An 18498-nucleotide genomic window follows, 5' to 3' on the forward strand; every position below is an offset into this window, starting at 1 on the left:
AAAAGCCAGACATAAAGACAGCACGCTGCGCTTATGTCTAACTTTTCAACAAAGTGTTGGTGGAGGATGACGGGATCGAACCGACGACCCCCTGCTTGCAAAGCAGGTGCTCTCCCAGCTGAGCTAATCCCCCTCTGAACTTCGCATTACTTCGTTACTCGTCTTCTTACATACCAAAGTATGCGGCGAAGATTCGCGCCTCGTATTACTCGTCCACTTGATAAGTGCTTGGTGGGTCTGGTTGGGCTCGAACCAACGACCCCCGCCTTATCAAGACGGTGCTCTAACCAGCTGAGCTACAGACCCTTAAGGCCAATCTTTGTTGCGCTCTTTAAAACAACCGATAAGTGTGAATGCTTGCAAGCAAGGCTTACTCTAGAAAGGAGGTGATCCAGCCGCACCTTCCGATACGGCTACCTTGTTACGACTTCACCCCAGTCATGAATCCCACCGTGGTAAGCGCCCTCCTTGCGGTTAGGCTACCTACTTCTGGTGAAACCCACTCCCATGGTGTGACGGGCGGTGTGTACAAGGCCCGGGAACGTATTCACCGCGACATGCTGATCCGCGATTACTAGCGATTCCGACTTCATGCAGTCGAGTTGCAGACTGCAATCCGGACTACGATCGGCTTTCTGAGATTAGCTCCCCCTCGCGGGTTGGCAACCCTCTGTACCGACCATTGTATTACGTGTGAAGCCCTGGCCATAAGGGCCATGAGGACTTGACGTCATCCCCACCTTCCTCCGGTTTGTCACCGGCAGTCCCAATAAAGTGCCCAACTGAATGATGGCAATTATTGGCAAGGGTTGCGCTCGTTGCGGGACTTAACCCAACATCTCACGACACGAGCTGACGACAGCCATGCAGCACCTGTGTCCACTTTCCCTTTCGGGCACCTAATGCATCTCTGCTTCGTTAGTGGCATGTCAAGGCCAGGTAAGGTTTTTCGCGTTGCATCGAATTAATCCACATAATCCACCGCTTGTGCGGGCCCCCGTCAATTCCTTTGAGTTTTAATCTTGCGACCGTACTCCCCAGGCGGTCAACTTCACGCGTTAGCTGCGTTACTAATGGATTTTACTCCACCAACAACTAGTTGACATCGTTTAGGGCGTGGACTACCAGGGTATCTAATCCTGTTTGCTCCCCACGCTTTCGAGCATGAGCGTCAGTATTAGGCCAGGAGGCTGCCTTCGCCATTGGTATTCCTCCACATCTCTACGCATTTCACTGCTACACGTGGAATTCTACCTCCCTCTCCCATACTCTAGCCTTGTAGTTTCAAACGCAGTTCCCAGGTTGAGCCCGGGGCTTTCACATCTGACTTACAAAACCGCCTGCGCTCGCTTTACGCCCAGTAATTCCGATTAACGCTTGCACCCTACGTATTACCGCGGCTGCTGGCACGTAGTTAGCCGGTGCTTCTTATCAAGGTACCGTCATCCTCATCCAGTATTAGTGGATAAGTTTTCTTTCCTTGCGAAAGAGCTTTACAACCCGAAGGCCTTCTTCACTCACGCGGCATGGCTGGATCAGGCTTGCGCCCATTGTCCAAAATTCCCCACTGCTGCCTCCCGTAGGAGTCTGGGCCGTGTCTCAGTCCCAGTGTGGCTGATCATCCTCTCAGACCAGCTACTGATCGTCGCCTTGGTAGGCTTTTACCCCACCAACTAGCTAATCAGATATCGGCCGCTCCATTAACGTGAGGTCCGAAGATCCCCCACTTTCCCCCTCAGGGCGTATGCGGTATTAGCTAATCTTTCGACTAGTTATCCCCCATTATTGGACACGTTCCGATATATTACTCACCCGTTCGCCACTCGCCACCAGGGAGCAAGCTCCCCGTGCTGCCGTTCGACTTGCATGTGTAAAGCATGCCGCCAGCGTTCAATCTGAGCCAGGATCAAACTCTTCAGTTTAATTCCGACTATTACTTTGTGGCCTCTTGCGAGGCCGGTATATCGCTTGGCTTAATCTCAAATGAATCTTAGGTGTAGCTTATAAAGCTACAGATTTCATTTAAGTGTTAAGCACTTGTATTTTGAGTTTGGGATACATATTAATATGTATCTTTTGCACTCACCTACAAGCACCCACACTTATCGGTTGTTCGTTTTGTTAAAGAGCAGGTTACTTCTTTTTACTCACCCCTGATTCGTTTCCAAATCAGCGAGAGGTGCGCATTATACAGACCTTTTTAATCCGGTCAAGCTAGTCTCGAAATTTATTTCTTACAACTTCGATCCCGCCTCTACACCCCTTACAGCGAGCCGCGCATTTTACAGATCAAAATTTGTATGTCAATACCAATCTGCAAAACTTGCATTATTTGGTTGCGGGGACAGGATTCGAACCTGTGACCTTCGGGTTATGAGCCCGACGAGCTGCCAGACTGCTCCACCCCGCGACCGATGTCGTTGCAACCCATTTCGTTAGATTTGTGTTGCGTCGAGAGGTGAAACTATAGCAAACCTAAAACTTCGGTGTCAACGTATTTTTGAGGGACTATTCAGAGTATTGGTGACGTCAAACAGAATTTTCCATCCCAATCAAGTGTTTGATGCCACACTCATAGCAGCTTGCTTTCACCACTAATAACGACAGAACGCACATATGCGAGGTCAGCTTCTGTATCTACACCGCTCGCTGGCGCCTTTTCCGTAATTTCGACGCTAATTTTGTATCCGTGCCACAGGACGCGCAATTGTTCCAGAGACTCAAAATACTCTATCGCGGAAGGGGTCAATGCTGCATATGCACGCAAGAATCCCGCACGGTATGCATAAATACCTATATGGCGGTAGATAGGCATACCAGGTGGGATATCCTGATTAGCAGCAAAAGCATCTCTTGGGTAAGGGATGGGAGCACGACTGAAGTAAAGCGCATGCCCTTGCTGATCAAGGACGACTTTGACAATATTGGGATTCAATATGGATGGTGTGTCATGCAGGACATGGCACGCAGTTGCCATGGAAGCTTCAGCGTGAGCAGACAGGTTGCCAGCCACTTCCCCGATCAGCCGCGGATCGATCAAGGGTTCATCGCCCTGCACATTGACGACAATCGTGTCATCCTCCCAACCGCGTTGTTGCACCACTTCGGCAATCCGGTCTGTACCGGATGCATGATCCGCACTAGTCATCATTACGTCATAGCCATAACTCGATACAGCCTCCTGGATGCGCTCGTGATCTGTCGCCACGACAACCTCGGCCGCACCGCTCGCAAGAGACCGTTCAATGACTCGCACGACCATCGGCTTGCCGGCAATATCCAGTAGCGGCTTCCCGGGCAAGCGGCTGCTGGCATACCGGGCGGGAATCACCACCTTAAACGACACTACTCCACCTCTTCTTCCGCTGGAAGCTTGCGCGCTTCATCCTCCAGCATGACAGGAATACCGTCTTGAATTGGATAGGCCAATCGGCAAGGCTTGCAGATCAGCTCCTGTTCGTTTTTTTTGTAATGTAGAGGCCCTTTGCAAATCGGGCATACCAGGATTTCAAGCAGTTTCGCATCCATTGATCAAATTTCCTTTTCCATGAGTCGTGTCAGGCGTGCCAGTATTTTTTCTGCAAGTGCGCGGTCTATTTCAGCCGAGATAGGCATGAACCACCAATTTTCCCGTGCAAACGCGATGCATTTGACCGCATCTTTTTCGGTCATAAGGACGATATCATCCTTGGCAAACTCAAAATCATCTTCAGTATAGGCGTGATGATCCGGAAAGGGATGCGCCTCAACGACCAGCCCCAATTGCTCCAGCTGACCAAAGAACCGTTGAGGATTGCCAATACCAGCTACCGCATGCACATGCTGCCCGATCAGCTCGTTCAGTGCCATGCGTTCTTGGGGAGCACTCACTTTGCGCAAGTCTTCCGGGATCAACTGCATGAGGTATCCACCTGCCGCAGGAGGACCCCCATTGAAAACAACCGCATCGACATCTTCAAGGCGCGAGCTGGGTTCTCTCAGCGGCCCTGCAGGCAGCAGCTGCCCATTGCCGAAAATGCGCTCACCATCGATGATGACGATTTCCATGTCACGCTCGAGCGCATAATGCTGCAGTCCATCGTCGCTAATGATGAGGTTGCATTCCGGATAATCCCTTAGCAAGTGGCGCGCGGCCCGGGTGCGTTTACGACCCACATATAAAGGTAGGCCGGTCCGTTGAACCAACAAGACGGGCTCGTCACCCACCTCCTGCGGCAAGCTGTCTTTCGTAACTTGATGGGTATGGATCGACTTACCGCCATACCCACGGCTGATGATGCCAGGATACCAGCCGTTTTGGCGCAACTGTTGCACCAACCAGATGACAAAAGGAGTCTTGCCTGTGCCACCTACGTTGATATTACCGACAATGATGACAGGCACTGACAACTTCAGAGACTTGAATAAGCGCAGACGATAGGCCAGCCTACGCAAAGCGATCAAAATGTAAAAAAGCCAAGAAAATGGCCGGAGAATCAGCTGCCAGCCTGTATGCCCGTACCACTGTCTCTCCAGCCACCTGCTGAAAGACTGGCCCATGATCAACAACTCCCGACGAAACGACTAGTGAAATTGTTTACGATAAAGCTTGGCGTAATGTCCATCCAGAGCCAGCAATTCCTCATGGCTTCCTCCTTCGATAATCCTCCCCTGCTCCATCACCATAATGCGATCCGCGTTTTCTATGGTCGACAGTCTATGGGCAATCACAATTGAGGTTCGGTTCTGCATCAACTCGTCCAGCGCTGCCTGCACATGGCGCTCGGACTCCGTGTCCAGTGCAGATGTCGCTTCATCCAATAACAGAATGGGAGCATTCTTGAGGATCGCACGCGCAATGGCCAGACGCTGGCGCTGCCCGCCGGACAAGCGTACGCCTCGATCACCGATCTCGCTTTGCAGACCGTTGGGCAATTGCTGAATGAAATCCCAGGCATGCGCCGCCTTGGCAGCAGCAATCACGTCCTCCTCACTGGCGTTGCGTAGCACACCATAAGCAATATTGTTGAACACAGTATCGTTGAAGAGAATCACATCCTGGCTGACCAAGGAAAATTGCTGACGCAAGCTTTTCAGGCTCATGTTCCGAACGTCTACACCATCGATCAGCACACGTCCCTGCTGCACCTCATAGAAGCGTGGCAGCAGGTTGACCAAGGTGGTCTTGCCGCCGCCGGAGCGGCCGACCAAAGCAATTTTCTCACCCGGCTTGACTGTGAAATTGAGATCAAGCAAGGCAGGACGTTGGGCGGAAGGATATTGCAGTGTCACATTCTCAAACACAATGCTACCCTCGGCGCGACCGATCTCCTCATGTCCCTCATCGACTTCCGGGATGCTGTCAATCAGCTCAAACACACTATGAGCGGCTGCCAACCCCACCTGCAGCTCCTCATTCAAACTGGTCAATGTCTTCACTGGTCCAATCAGCATCAGCAAAGCACCGATGAAAGCTGCAAACTCGCCGGCGCTAAATTTCCCCACTGCATAAAATACCACCAGCGCCAAAGCCACGCCCGCCAGCAACTCGACCACCATGCTGTTCAAGCCAGAAAACCGCGCCAGGCGTATTTGCATATGGCGATTCTTGCCTGCCACTTTGGTGAAGCGCTGGTACTCGTAATCACCGCCGCCAAAAATTTTCACCATCCGTTGACCGGACACAGCTTCCTCGATGACCTTGGTCATTTCCCCCATGGTCTGCTGCACAGCCTTGCCCGAACTACGTAACTTTGGTGTCATGCTCTTGAGGTACCATGCCATGGCAGGAGCCACGACCGCGAAAATCAGGGTCAGCTGCCAATCCAGATACAGCATGTACCCCACCATACCAAGAATAGTCAGCGTATCACGCACGGCACTCATGGCCACCTTAGTCGCGGCACCCGCCATCTGCTCTGTGTCATAGGTCAGCTTGGAAGTCACGACGCCAGCCGACACAGCATCAAAGAAACTGACGGGCAAACTCATCAGGCGACGAAACGTATCCTGGCGCAGGTTTTCCACCACCCGCCGGGCCACCCAGCGCATGGCAAAGTTGGAGATGAACCCCGCTAGCGCCCGGATTGCCAGCAACCCAAACAGCATAAACGGGAGCAGGTGCAGCTTGGTCGAGTCCTGATTGACGAATCCTGCATCGGTAACAAGCTTGATGGTGGCAAGAAATCCGGTATTCGTCGCTGAGAAAGTCACTAGCGCAATGATGCTGATCAGGAATGCTACCCAGTAACGGGCTGCATATTTGAGGAGGCGCAGATAAAGAGCCCGCGCACTTTGCACGGAGGCATTAGCCTTCCCAAGTGCAGTTTTAGACATGATGAATACTTTTTAAATTCAAGAACCAGAACGTGCCTGGGTTGCGAAGGTGATCTGGCTGTAACCTGCCTGGCGTGAGGCTTCCATCACGTTGACGACCGATTGGTGGCTACTCTTGGCATCGGCACTGATGATAATGGTTGGATCCTTGCCATCACCGACAGCCTTTCTCAAAGCATCAGCAATCCCGGGCACAGAGGCATCGGACACATCCTTGTTGTTAATGACATAATGGCCTGACTCATCAATCCCGACATTGATGACCAATGGCTTGTCCTTTGGATTTTCTGCATCTGCAGTAGGCAGGTTAATCTGCAACTCCGTAACACGAGAGAAAGTGGCACTCACCACCAGAAAGATGATGATGACCAGCAGCACATCAATCAGCGGCACGAGATTCACTTCCAGCTCTTCGTGCTTTTTACCTCGTTGAAAATTCATTCCTTGCGCTCGCCATGAATGATTTCGACCAGCTTGACTGCTTCCTGTTCCATCTCGACGATGAAACCGTCAATCTTGCCACGAAAGTGGCGATAGAAAATCATGGCCGGCACTGCTACCACAATACCACCCGCGGTATTGTAAAGCGCAACGGAAATGCCGCGTGCAAATTGCGCGACATCATGCCCTGTTGCGGTAAAGGCACCAAATAACTCTACCATCCCGATCACGGTGCCAAGCAGGCCAAGCAGTGGAGCCACCGTCGCAATCGTTCCCAACGTGGTCAGATACTTCTCCAGTTTGTGTGCTACGGCGCGACCAGACTCTTCAACCGCCTCTTTCATTACCTCTCGCGGCGCCCCCAGATTCTTCAACGCACTGGCGAACACAGTGCCCAGCATTGAATGCTTTTCCAGCCTGGCCAGGGCTTCCGCCGTCACACCTGCGCGCCCCTGGCTCAGCCAGTTCTGCACCTCGGGCAATAAAGCCTTGGGGACAATCTGTTGTTCGCGCAAGGCGAGCAGACGTTCAATGATGATGGCTACTGCAACGATTGAAGCAAAGATCAGCGGCCATATCGGCCATCCTGCCGCTTTAATGATTTCCCACACAAAGTGCCCCTAAATATATTCTGTAAAGTGGCGTTACTTTATCGCGCGTTGCCGGTTTCAGCAAGGGAAGGCGATGTAAAACCGGCCGGTCGGTTATACCAGTAGCGCTGCGACTTTTCCCGCCAGCGGGTGACGGCAATCCCGCGATGCTGCTCAAAATCCAACAGCACGGCACCATCGTAATCGGAGCGATAGAGCTTGGTGCCAGCGGTCGCATACCTTGTCACGACATCACTTCGTGGATGACGGAAACGGTTTCGGTAACCTGCGGTAAAAATCACGGCCTGCGGTTTCACTGCCTCCACGAACCCCGGCGTGGAAGAGGTGCGGCTGCCATGATGCGGCGCCACCAGCACATCCGCGTCAATGCCGTGCCCGGCTGCATCCAGCAGGTCGGCCTCTGCAGAGCGCTCGATATCTCCCGGTAGCAGCAATGCACCCGCGGCACTGCGGATATGCAGTACGCAACTGCGGTTGTTGGTCTTGACTCCGGTAGGCAAGTCGGCTGCATTGACGGGATAAAGTATTTCAAAATCGACACCGTCCCAGCGCCATTTCTGCCCAGCCCGGCACGGTGAATGTTGAAGCTGGCCTAGCTCAGGCTTTTCCTGCGGCAGCGAGCTGAGCGCCCAGTCGACCGGCATGGCGGCGATGACCGAGCCCATGCCACCGGTATGATCCAGGTCGTCGTGGCTCACGACCAAGCCATTGAGGCGCTTGACTCCCATGCCGTTGAGGTAGGGCACGATCACCCGGTTGCCGCTGTCGCTTTCACTGGAGAATCTTGGGCCTGTGTCATAGAGCAATACATGGTTCTGGGTATTGACGACGACAGCCAGCCCTTGCCCAACATCCAGCACGGCGACCCGCATATCGCCCCGCGCAGGCATGGACGGCGCATCGAGAAACAAGGGCAGCATGCCAGCCAACCCCAGCCAGCGCAACGGTACCCCGCTCGGTAGCAACAGGCAGGCTACGCCTGCCAGAGCCAACAGCATGGCGGGAATCGACGGTATATGCTGCTGCCATATCGCCGACGGCGATTCACTCAGCCACAGCAATAACGCCATGGCAAGCTGCATCAGCCAATGTGCGAGCCACAGCAGGGAGTCCAGCGGCAAAAAGCTGCCGAGCAAGGTCAACGGCACAATCACCAAGCTCACCAGCGGAATGGCAAACGCATTGGCCAATGGGGAGATCAGGGACACCTGCCCGAACAGCATAAGCAACACCGGCATCAAGCCGATGGTGACAGCCCATTGCGTCAAGATGGCATCCCGCAGCCAATGAGGATGTTGCAGGCGTCCGCCCAGCGCATAAGCCATCACCGCCACTGCGCCAAATGAAAGCCAGAATCCAACGGCAAGCACGGCCCAGGGATCGATCAACACGACGACCAGCAAGGAAAGCAGCAATACCCTGCCAATGGATACCCGCCTCCCCGACCAGAACGCCAATGCAATGACGGAAAGCATATATAAGGTACGCTGTGTCGGGATGGAAAACCCAGCCACCAGAGAATATGCTACTGCCGTCACCACACCTGCCACCAGCCCGGCCTTGCGTGCGGGACAGCGCAACGTCCAGTGCGGCACTCGCCTCCAGATAGCGAACACCAGGGTATAGACCATCCCGGACAACATGGTGATATGCAGGCCGGAGATACTGATAAGATGAATAATGCCGGTACGCCGGAATACCTGCCAGTCCTGCTGGCTGACGGCGTCGTCCTCTCCGATTGCCAATGCCTTCAACACGCCGGCATAAGGTCGGTCCTGTAGCACACTCTCTATGCGCCGGCTAACCGATTCCCGCACCATATCTACCCAGTAGGCAGGCCGGTTTACCCGTGCATCCACACGGACAGCGGCAGGCGATTGCCGTATGTAACCACTGGCACGGATGTTGCGCTCCAGCATCCATAGTTCAAAATCGTATCCATACGGATTGGACGTGCTGTGTGGCCGTTTCAGCCGCACCGTGAATTGCCAGCGCTCCCCGGCATGAAACTGCGGCATGCCGGCATGCTGCGTCTTGGGCGCAGGGCTTCCCAGCGAAAACCCGCCCGCATAATGAATTAACGAGATTCGGCGGGGCACGACCGCCCCTGGCGTTTGCACACTCTCCACATCAAAGTCAAAGCGCTCGCCACGGTCATGGATACCGGGAAGTCCTGCCACTACACCGACAATGGCAATATCACGGCCCTCCCACTCAGGCGGCAGCTCATCCGCCATCCGGCCATGGGCCAGCCATGCCGCCCAGCCAAAGCCGAATGCTAACCCCAGCACCGCCAGCAGCAGGCGACGGATAGCTAACCGCTTGCGGAAGCCGTAGAAGAAGGCGGCCAAGGGAACCAGGCCCCACCCCCAGGACAGGGGTGGCAACCACGGCAACTGCTGCAATACCCAGGCACCGGCTACAAATGTCAGTGCAAACGCGGGCATCCTCAGTCACCTAGTCAAATGGTGTGCAATCTGCCATCTTGAAGGCGATATTGACGCTGCATGCGTGCAGCCAGCTCAAGGTCATGGGTGACCACGACCAGGGCTACGCCTTGGTCACGGTTCAATGCAAGCAAAAGGTCAAATACGCCCTGAGCCGTATGGCGGTCAAGGTTGCCGGTAGGCTCGTCGGCAAGCACGCAGCGCGGATTGGTCACCAATGCGCGCGCCACAGCGGCACGTTGCCGCTCGCCGCCGGAAAGCTCGCCCGGCATATGCTCCAGTCTATGGCCCAAGCCCACCTGCATCAGCACGTCCTTTGCCCGCCCCAATGCCTCATCTCGCGATAGCCGCCGGATCATGAGTGGCAGAGCCACATTCTCCAAGGCGGTAAATTCCGGCAACAAGTGGTGGAACTGATAGACGAAGCCCAATGCCCGGTTGCGCAATGTGCCCCGCTCGGCCTCACTCAACGCCGCGAGCGACTTGCCCATGACCTGCACACTACCTGCGCTGGGCTCATCCAGGCCGCCGAGCAAGTGCAGCAAGGTACTCTTACCCGAGCCAGAGGTGCCGACAATGGCGATCTGCTCCCCGGCATCCACCTGCAAACTGATACCGTTGAGCACGGCAACATCCAGGCCTGTATAAGTTTTTTGCAAATCAACACATTGCAAAATAGTGGAATCACTCATAACGCAGGGCCTCCGCCGGATTGACCTTGGCAGCACGCCAGCTTGGGTAAAGTGTCGCCAGTAGGCTCAGTACGAAAGACAAGACCACGATTACCGTAACATCCGACCATAGCAGCCTGGATGGCAGGTCGCTGATGTAATACACATCCTTGGCCAGGAACTGTACCCCGAACATCCGTTCAATCATGGGTACGACCGTGTCGATGTTGAGGGCAATTAGTACACCGAAGAACGCCCCGGCGACTGTGCCAATCATGCCGATCAACGCGCCCTGCACGATGAAGATCTGCATGATGCTACGCGGGCTGACGCCGAAGGTGCGCATGATGGCAATGTCCGCACGCTTGTCCGTGACCGCCATCACCAAGGTAGACACAATATTGAAGGCAGCGACTGCGACGATCAGGGCAAGAATAATGAACATCACGCGCTTCTCCATCTGGATGGCGCGGAAGAAGTTGGCATGTTGCTGCGTCCAGTCGCTAATGTAATAGTTACCCGTGCCCATCAAGCGCTCGCCCAGCTGCCGCGCAACAGCAGGTGCATTAAAAAGATCATCCAGCTTTAGGCGTACGCCGGAGACATTCTCCCCCATGCGATACAGCCTGGCCGCATCATCGAGATGGATGAGCGCCAACCCGGAATCGTATTCGAACATGCCGATCTCGAACACGCCCACTACCGTAAACTGCTTGATGCGGGGCACTACACCTGTCGGCGTGAACTGGCCCTGCGGTGCCATCAGTACCACCTTGTCGCCCAATACCACCCCCAGGGACTGAGCCAGTTCAGCCCCCAGCACTACGCCGAACTCGCCTGGCTTGAGATCTTGCAGCCGTCCCGCACGCATATGACTGCCCAGCTCGGCCACCTTGTCTTCGGCGTCGGGAAGCACCCCGCGAATGATCGCCCCCTGCACGGATTGGCTGAACGACAGCATCCCCTGAGCCATGACGTAGGGTGCGGCAGCTTGCACATGAGGCGCCCCTTTCACCTTCTGTTCCAGGCTACGCCAATCCTCCAGGACATTGTCCGGGCCAGTGATCTGTAGATGAGAAGCCACACCAAGAATACGGTTCCGCAACTCCTCCTGGAAACCATTCATGACCGACAGAACCACAATTAAGGCAGCCACGCCCAGCCCGATGCCGATCATGCTGGTCAGGGAAATGAAGGAGATGAAATGATTGCGCCTTTTTGCCCGCGTATAGCGCAAACCGACAAAAAGCTCGAAAGGAAGTTGTCTGAAAAATGCCATGCCGCATTCTAGCGTGAATGGGGCTCAAGTACAGCATTGCGCATAACCGATGGCAATAAAAAAGCCCTTCCAAACTGGAAGGGCTATTCACTCATATCAAGTGTTGCTTAGAAGCGGATGGTATGACCACGACGACGGCGTGCAACAAATGCCACCACGCCCATGCCAAGTAGCAACATGCCGTATGTCGCTGGCTCAGGTACCGCCGCGACTGCGGTAAACACAACCAGATCTTGGTATTTCTTGTTCTGGAGATAGGTCAATGCATAATCGCCGGTAGCCACCACGCTGTCATCGTTGACGCCAGCAAGCCAGGTCTTGGCAAGGTCAATCGCTGCTTTGGAGTCTGGGTCGGTTACCCATTTGCCAAACATGAATTTACCGTGCCATTCTTTTGTAGGTTCAGCTTGAAACTTATCCTTGCCTAGATTCAAACCATCGTCTTTTTCATACACGATTTCCCATACAGCCACTTGGAAAGCTGCAGAAGAAATCGCGTCATCAACAAAGGAATAATACTTGTTGGCCAGGTTGGTCAGGTTGCTTTCCACAGTGGCACTGAAAGTGCCTTCAGTATAGGTCGCGGATTTGCCGAACGCCCGAAAGCCCTGAGTCAGTTCGACGCAGAACGCAGCAAAAGAATCCCCATTGTCCCAGGTACCGGAATACGCCCCTGCAGCAACATCACCCGATGCGCCCCCCCACCAACCAAATAAGCCTTTGCCTTTGAGGTCGACATTGACATCAACCACATCCTTCTTGCTGGAAAACTCATACCCGGTGAGCGTCGCCTTTACGCCGGCAGAGGGCGCCGCCAGTGCAGCCTGACTGATCATCGATGCGCCAACGAGCAACGAAGTTACTATCATCCCCTTAAAATTCAACATCTTACAACCCCTTTTCTAACGTTGACTGTTTTCGCACTTGAACACAGTCGTCTTGGATCTGGACAAGGGCTTATTGGCCCCGCTCAATACTGGATCGCAGTATACGGGCCATTTCATTTTTTGCATTTAGTACGTCTGGACTAATTAGTCCCATTGGACTAACCTCAACCTTATCAAGCATTTCATTGAGTCTTGGCGAGCTCAAGCTCACCCAGGTCAAGCGTTTAGCTCCCAAACAAAATTCCGCCAATATATGCCGTGCCTCTGCTAGAATCCATGCTATGTTTACCGGGATTATCCAGGCTCAGGGCCATATCAAGACCATAACACCCCATGACGGCGATGCTAGGCTGGTCATCGATACTGGCGATCTTGACCTGCATGACGTCGCGATCGGCGACAGCATTGCAGTGAATGGCGTATGCCTGACTGCCATTGCTCTGGGGCCTCATTCGTTTGAAGCAGATGTTTCCAAGGAAACCCTGTCATGCACGGTCGGTCTGGATACACTGCGCCAGGTCAATCTGGAAAAAGCATTACGGCTTTCTGACCGGCTGGGCGGCCACCTTGTCAGTGGGCACGTGGACGGCGTAGGCCAGGTCATCCGTTTCGAGCCAGTCGGAGAGAGCATGTTGCTGATCGTGCGAGCGCCACACGCATTGTCACGCTATATCGCGGTCAAGGGCTCCGTCACGATCGACGGTGTCAGCTTGACTGTGAACCATGTCGATGGTGACGACTTCAGCGTCAACCTCATTCCGCACACCATGGAAGTAACCACATTGAAGAACCTGGGCGTGGGCAGCCGTGTCAATCTCGAAGTGGACCTCATTGCCCGTTATGTAGAACGCATGGCACAGTGGGACGATACCCCAGCCTGAATCTTCCACCTCTGCACCCATTTTTCACGTACATCATGATCAGCCCAACCATAGAAATCATCGAAGAAATGCGTCAGGGACGCATGGTCATCCTCGTTGACGAGGAAGACCGCGAAAACGAGGGGGACCTCGTGCTCGCCGCCCAGTTCACGACTGCCGAACATATCAACTTCATGGCCAAGCATGGCCGCGGACTGATCTGCCTGACCCTGACGGAAGAGCGCTGCAAACAGCTCAACCTGCCAGCAATGGTGCAAAAGAATGGCAGCGGAATGGGCACCAACTTCACGGTATCCATAGAAGCTGCCACTGGCGTCACGACAGGTATTTCCGCCAGCGACCGTGCAAGGACGATTCAGGCGGCAGTCGCCCCGAACGCAAAACCAACCGACATCGTCAGTCCCGGCCATATTTTCCCGGTAGCTGCCCAGAATGGCGGCGTATTGGTACGGGCTGGTCATACCGAGGCCGGGTGCGACCTTGCTGCGCTGGCCGGCCTCACTCCTGCGTCCGTTATTTGCGAAATCCTGAAGGAGGACGGCAGCATGGCAAGGCTGCCGGACTTGATTGAGTTCGCCAAACAACACAACCTCAAGATCGGTACCATCGCCGACCTGATCCAATACCGCAACGAACACGAATGCCTGGTCAAGCGTGCCGCAGAGCGTGACGTGATCACCCCCTACGGTCCAATGCGCCTGATTGCCTATGCCGACATGATTGCCAAGGAAACCCATCTCGCGCTGGTAAAGGGAGAAATCACGCCCGACAAGGAAGTACTGGTCCGCGTTCACGAGCCGCTTTCCGTCTTTGACCTCATTGATGAAAGCAGTCGCTCACATTCTTGGAACACGTTGCAGGCAATGCGAAAAATCCAAGAGGCCGAGGCTGGCATCGTGATCCTGTTGCACAATGGGGAAGGCGCGGAAGACTTGGTGGAGCGGATCAAGTTTGCCGATGAGCCGGTACGGATTCGCCAGGACTTGCGCAACTATGGCATAGGCTCCCAAATCCTGCTGGATCTCGGTGTCAGGAAAATGAAGCTGCTGGCTGCCCCGCGCAAAATGCCGAGCATCGTAGGCTTTGGCCTGGAAATCACTGGTTATGTCGAGGCACCCTGACCTGGCCGGCTGATGCGGGCCATGATATGAGCATCGTTATGTGAGATAATCACGCCGTGGAAAACGTTAATCTCACCGGTCAGTTTCTGGTTGCCATGCCTGCCATGACTGACCCCTATTTTGCAAAGTCTGTGACGTTCATCTGCGAGCACAATGCCGATGGCGCCATGGGCATTGTCATCAACCGCCCTATCAACATGACGCTGCAGGACTTGTTCAAGCAATTGAACCTGCCACTTGCCGGCGCGCTGACGGACAAACCCATCTATTTTGGCGGCCCCGTGCAACTGGATCGTGGCTTTGTCCTTCATCAACCGCTGCAGGAATGGGACTCGACCCTGCGCATTGATGAAGAGATCGGCCTCACCACATCCAAGGATATCTTGCAGGCCATTGCAGAAGGCCACGGCCCGCACCACTTCCTGATCAGCCTGGGTTATGCCGGCTGGTCTTCAGGCCAACTCGAGCAGGAGCTGGCCCATAACGCCTGGCTGACGGTCGAGGCGACCCCAGAGCAGCGTCATCGCTTGTTGTTTGGCCTGCCTGCAGAGGAAAAAGTGCAAGCCACCATGGCATTGCTGGGACTTGACTTTGCCCGCTTTGCAGAGGAAGCAGGCCATGCCTGAGCCCGCAGCCAGCTCAAGAGGTTGCGTATTGGGCTTCGATTTCGGCGAGAAACGTATTGGTGTGGCGATAGGCGAACATCTGCTCGGCATTGCTCATCCGCTTGTAACCATTGATGCAGAGGCGAATGACAAACGCTTTGCCGCCATTGCCGGGCTGATCGAGGAATGGCAGCCCGAGATGCTAGTGGTCGGCCTGCCTAGCTACCTCAATGGAGATGAGCACGCACTGACCCAGCTTTGCCGCAAGTTCGCCCGCCGCCTGGAAGGCCGCTTCAATCTTCCCGTGCAATTAGTCGATGAGCGGCTGAGCTCTGCGGAGGCTAGCCAGACCCTCAAGCAAAGCGGCATCAGCGGACGCAAGCAGAAATCCGTGCTGGACCAGGTCGCAGCCCAGCACATACTGCAATCCTATTTTGACGGACTTGCCTCATGACAACGAATATCCCCTTACCCAATGCGGAAGACCTGCTCCTGATACTGGAACAGAAACTTTCGCCTTTCATCCATCCGAAAACCGCGATCGTCGGCATCCACAGCGGCGGCGCATGGATTGCGGAACGCCTGTTCCCCCGGCTACAGGCAGCCCATCCCCAATGCTCACTGGAGTTCGGCACCCTCGACAGCTCATTCTACCGGGACGATTACAACCAGCGCGGCCTACATGCAGAAACACGCCCCTCGCAAATCCCGTTTGACGTGGAAGAACGCCATATCATCCTTCTCGACGATGTGTTCTACACCGGGCGCACTATCCGCGCCGCCATGAACGAACTGTTCGATTACGGCAGGCCGGCCAGCATCAGCCTTGCCGTGCTGGTAGACCGCGGCGGTCGCGAGTTGCCGATCTGTCCCCAGGTTGCTGCACTGCAATTGGATATCCCACTCCACCAGAAACTGCAATTATCGCGCGACGAACATCATCAACTCCATTTCAGCCTGGAGGCCAGCGCCTGATGCATAACCCTCAATTGACCAAGGATGGAAAACTCAAGCATCTGCTTACGACTGAAGGCCTGCCCCGCGCCATCCTCAACCAGATACTGGATACTGCCGAGTCCTTCGTCGGCGTGGCCGAGCGTGAGGTTAAAAAAGTACCATTGCTGCGTGGCAAGACCGTCTGCAATATTTTCTTCGAGAACAGCACACGCACCCGGACGACATTCGAAATTGCAGCCAAACGCCTCTCCGCAGATGTCATCACCCTCAATGTGAGCACTTCCTCGCAATCCAAGGGTGAGACCATTCTCGACACCATTGACAACCTGACCGCCATGCATGCCGACATGTTCGTGGTACGCCATGCCGAATCAGGCGCCGCTCATTTCATTGCCCGCCATGTGGCTCCGCATATCCATGTCATCAATGCGGGAGATGGCCGCCACGCCCACCCTACCCAGGGTTTACTCGACGTATTCACCATCCGCCGTTATAAGCCGGACATGCATAACCTGCGCGTGGCCGTGGTCGGCGATGTGCTGCACTCCCGTGTCGCGCGTTCGGAAATTCATGCGCTCACTACCCTAGGCGTGCCCGAGGTTCGCGTCATCGCGCCCAAGACCTTGTTACCGCAGCACGTGGAAAAACTGGGCGTGCACGTCTACCACGATATGCGTGAAGGGTTAAAGGATATTGATGTCGTCATGATGCTGCGCTTGCAGAACGAACGCATGAATGGCTCCCTGCTGCCCAGTGCCCAGGAATATTTCAAGTGCTACGGGCTCACGCCGGAGAAACTTGCCTTTGCGAAGCCGGATGCCATCGTCATGCATCCAGGCCCCATGAACCGCGGCGTAGAGATTGACTCCGCCGTGGCTGATGGCAAACAATCCGTGATTCTTCCCCAGGTTACCTATGGCATTGCAGTTCGCATGGCCGTCATGAGCATCCTCGCAGGAAACTCCGAATGAACATCCTTATCAAGCAGGGCCGGCTGATCGACCCCAGGCACCGCGTCGATGCGGTACAAGATCTTTACGTCAGCAATGGCAAAGTTGTCGGCATTGATCACGCACCAGATGACTTCATGCCTAACGAGGTGATCGATGCCAGCGGATTGATTGTCTGTCCAGGTTTGGTAGACGTCTCTGCGCGCCTCCGTGAACCCGGCAACGAATACAAGGCATCACTGAAGAGCGAACTCCATGCTGCCGTAGCAGGCGGTGTCACCAGTCTTGCCTGCCCGCCGGATACCGATCCTGTGCTCGACGAGTCCGGCCTGGTCGAAATGCTAAGGCACCGTGCCAAGCAACTGCATTTGAGCAATGTGCATCCGCTGGGCGCACTCACGCGCCAACTAGCCGGAAAACAGCTCACGGAAATGAGCGAACTCACTGATGCAGGCTGCGTCGGCTTTTCGCAGGCGGACGAACCGATCATGGATACACTGGTACTGTGGCGTGCCCTGCAGTACGCCGCCACGTTTGGCTTTACCGTCTGGTTGCGCCCGCAGGAGCCTTATCTTGCCCAGGGCGGCGTCGCCCACGATGGAGAAGTTGCCGCGCGCCTGGGGCTCAAGACAATTCCTGTGGCAGCAGAAACCCTGGCCCTCGCCACCATCCTGCACATCGTGCGGGAAACCGGTGCCAAGGTGCACTTGTGCCGGCTCTCCAGCGCCGAAGGCGTTGCCATGGTCAGGGAAGCCAAGCAGCAAGGATTACATATCAGCAGTGATGTCAGCGCCCACCACCTGCATCTCACCGAGCATGACATCGGCTTCTTTGATGCCAATTGCCACCTGCGCCCACCCTTGCGCAGCCAACGTGACCGCGATGCCCTGCGTCAAGGGTTGGCTGACGGCACGATAGACCTCGTCTGCTCCGACCATGCACCTGTAGATGACGATGCGAAACTGGTACCGTTTGGCGAAGCCGAGGCCGGCGCAACAGGTTTAGAACTATTGTTACCCCTCACCCTGAAATGGGCAGAAGAGCAGAAGGTGGCACTGGTCGAAGCATTGGCACGCATCACCAGTACGCCAGCCAATATATTAGGCATAGCGAAAGGCCATTTGGGCTTGAATGCCGCAGCGGATATCTGTATTTTCGATCCGGCTCAATATTGGAAAGTGACCGCCGCCAACCTGCGCAGCCAGGGTAAGAACACTCCACTCAATGGATTGGAGCTGGCCGGCAAGGTAAGGTACACCATCGTCAACGGCGGTATTGCCTACCGTAGCTAACTGGACTGCAGGCCCATAAAACTCCCATTACGGGCCTGCCC

General features: G+C 54.9%; 17 protein-coding genes, 3 tRNA genes and 1 rRNA gene. 7 read left to right on the forward strand and 14 right to left on the reverse strand.

Going from position 1 to position 18498, the window contains the following annotated elements; all coding sequences use genetic code 11:
• Positions 1-57: 57 nt before the first annotated feature.
• From MFLA_RS10665 to MFLA_RS10730, 14 genes are all read right to left on the reverse strand, one after another.
• Positions 58-133, reverse strand: a tRNA-Ala gene (locus MFLA_RS10665).
• A 96-nt stretch (positions 134-229) separates the two neighbouring features.
• Positions 230-306: transfer RNA gene (locus tag MFLA_RS10670), tRNA-Ile, on the reverse strand.
• A 73-nt stretch (positions 307-379) separates the two neighbouring features.
• Positions 380-1922, reverse strand: a 16S ribosomal RNA gene (locus MFLA_RS10675).
• 411 nt (positions 1923-2333) lie between these two features.
• Positions 2334-2410, reverse strand: a tRNA-Met gene (locus MFLA_RS10680).
• Positions 2411-2572: 162 nt separating this feature from the next.
• On the reverse strand, positions 2573-3346 hold the full coding sequence (gene kdsB / locus MFLA_RS10685; RefSeq protein WP_011480308.1) for a 3-deoxy-manno-octulosonate cytidylyltransferase: 774 nt from the start codon (positions 3344-3346) through the stop codon (positions 2573-2575).
• The gene (locus MFLA_RS10690; protein WP_011480309.1) at positions 3346-3528 is read right to left on the reverse strand and encodes a Trm112 family protein; all 183 of its coding nucleotides are present in this window, start codon (positions 3526-3528) and stop codon (positions 3346-3348) included. Before MFLA_RS10690 ends, kdsB begins: the two co-directional genes overlap by 1 nt.
• 3 nt (positions 3529-3531) lie before the next feature.
• The gene (lpxK, locus tag MFLA_RS10695; RefSeq protein WP_011480310.1) at positions 3532-4539 is read right to left on the reverse strand and encodes a tetraacyldisaccharide 4'-kinase; all 1008 of its coding nucleotides are present in this window, start codon (positions 4537-4539) and stop codon (positions 3532-3534) included.
• Between the two features lie 24 nt (positions 4540-4563).
• A complete protein-coding gene (gene msbA / locus MFLA_RS10700; protein ID WP_011480311.1) occupies positions 4564-6315 on the reverse strand; it encodes a lipid A export permease/ATP-binding protein MsbA in 1752 nt (583 codons plus the stop codon).
• Positions 6316-6333: 18 nt separating this feature from the next.
• Positions 6334-6756: an ExbD/TolR family protein gene (locus MFLA_RS10705; protein WP_011480312.1), complete on the reverse strand. Its 423-nt coding sequence runs from the start codon at positions 6754-6756 to the stop codon at positions 6334-6336.
• Positions 6753-7367 (reverse strand): MotA/TolQ/ExbB proton channel family protein, encoded by a 615-nt coding sequence (locus MFLA_RS10710; protein WP_011480313.1) that lies wholly within the window; start codon positions 7365-7367, stop codon positions 6753-6755. Before MFLA_RS10710 ends, MFLA_RS10705 begins: the two co-directional genes overlap by 4 nt.
• 38 nt (positions 7368-7405) lie before the next feature.
• Positions 7406-9814, reverse strand: coding sequence for a DNA internalization-related competence protein ComEC/Rec2 (locus tag MFLA_RS10715; protein WP_011480314.1), 2409 nt, complete (start codon positions 9812-9814; stop codon positions 7406-7408).
• Between the two features lie 14 nt (positions 9815-9828).
• Positions 9829-10506 carry a lipoprotein-releasing ABC transporter ATP-binding protein LolD gene (gene lolD, locus MFLA_RS10720; protein ID WP_011480315.1) on the reverse strand — a complete coding sequence of 226 codons (678 nt, stop codon included), beginning with the start codon at positions 10504-10506 and terminating at the stop codon, positions 9829-9831.
• A complete protein-coding gene (locus MFLA_RS10725; protein ID WP_011480316.1) occupies positions 10499-11764 on the reverse strand; it encodes a lipoprotein-releasing ABC transporter permease subunit in 1266 nt (421 codons plus the stop codon). Before MFLA_RS10725 ends, lolD begins: the two co-directional genes overlap by 8 nt.
• A 107-nt stretch (positions 11765-11871) precedes the next feature.
• Positions 11872-12651: a PEP-CTERM sorting domain-containing protein gene (locus tag MFLA_RS10730; RefSeq protein WP_011480317.1), complete on the reverse strand. Its 780-nt coding sequence runs from the start codon at positions 12649-12651 to the stop codon at positions 11872-11874.
• Between the two features lie 281 nt (positions 12652-12932).
• Here MFLA_RS10730 and MFLA_RS10735 point away from each other — a divergent pair, with 281 nt between their 5' ends.
• The 7 genes from MFLA_RS10735 to MFLA_RS10765 are packed head-to-tail and all read left to right on the forward strand — an operon-like array spanning position 12933 to position 18457.
• Positions 12933-13532 (forward strand): riboflavin synthase, encoded by a 600-nt coding sequence (locus MFLA_RS10735; protein WP_011480318.1) that lies wholly within the window; start codon positions 12933-12935, stop codon positions 13530-13532.
• A gap of 35 nt (positions 13533-13567) precedes the next feature.
• Positions 13568-14653: a bifunctional 3,4-dihydroxy-2-butanone-4-phosphate synthase/GTP cyclohydrolase II gene (gene ribBA, locus MFLA_RS10740; RefSeq protein ID WP_011480319.1), complete on the forward strand. Its 1086-nt coding sequence runs from the start codon at positions 13568-13570 to the stop codon at positions 14651-14653.
• A gap of 56 nt (positions 14654-14709) precedes the next feature.
• The gene (locus MFLA_RS10745) at positions 14710-15279 is read left to right on the forward strand and encodes a YqgE/AlgH family protein (protein ID WP_011480320.1); all 570 of its coding nucleotides are present in this window, start codon (positions 14710-14712) and stop codon (positions 15277-15279) included.
• Positions 15272-15712 carry a Holliday junction resolvase RuvX gene (gene ruvX / locus MFLA_RS10750; RefSeq protein ID WP_011480321.1) on the forward strand — a complete coding sequence of 147 codons (441 nt, stop codon included), beginning with the start codon at positions 15272-15274 and terminating at the stop codon, positions 15710-15712. The genes MFLA_RS10745 and ruvX overlap by 8 nt, the downstream gene beginning before the upstream one ends.
• On the forward strand, positions 15709-16233 hold the full coding sequence (pyrR, locus tag MFLA_RS10755) for a bifunctional pyr operon transcriptional regulator/uracil phosphoribosyltransferase PyrR (RefSeq protein ID WP_011480322.1): 525 nt from the start codon (positions 15709-15711) through the stop codon (positions 16231-16233). Before ruvX ends, pyrR begins: the two co-directional genes overlap by 4 nt.
• Complete coding sequence (locus MFLA_RS10760) at positions 16233-17186, forward strand: aspartate carbamoyltransferase catalytic subunit (RefSeq protein ID WP_011480323.1); 954 nt, start codon at positions 16233-16235, stop codon at positions 17184-17186. The genes pyrR and MFLA_RS10760 overlap by 1 nt, the downstream gene beginning before the upstream one ends.
• Complete coding sequence (locus MFLA_RS10765; protein WP_011480324.1) at positions 17183-18457, forward strand: dihydroorotase; 1275 nt, start codon at positions 17183-17185, stop codon at positions 18455-18457. Before MFLA_RS10760 ends, MFLA_RS10765 begins: the two co-directional genes overlap by 4 nt.
• Positions 18458-18498 lie beyond the last annotated feature (41 nt).

It is taken from the genome of Methylobacillus flagellatus KT (genome assembly GCF_000013705.1).
GTDB lineage: Bacteria > Pseudomonadota > Gammaproteobacteria > Burkholderiales > Methylophilaceae > Methylobacillus > Methylobacillus flagellatus.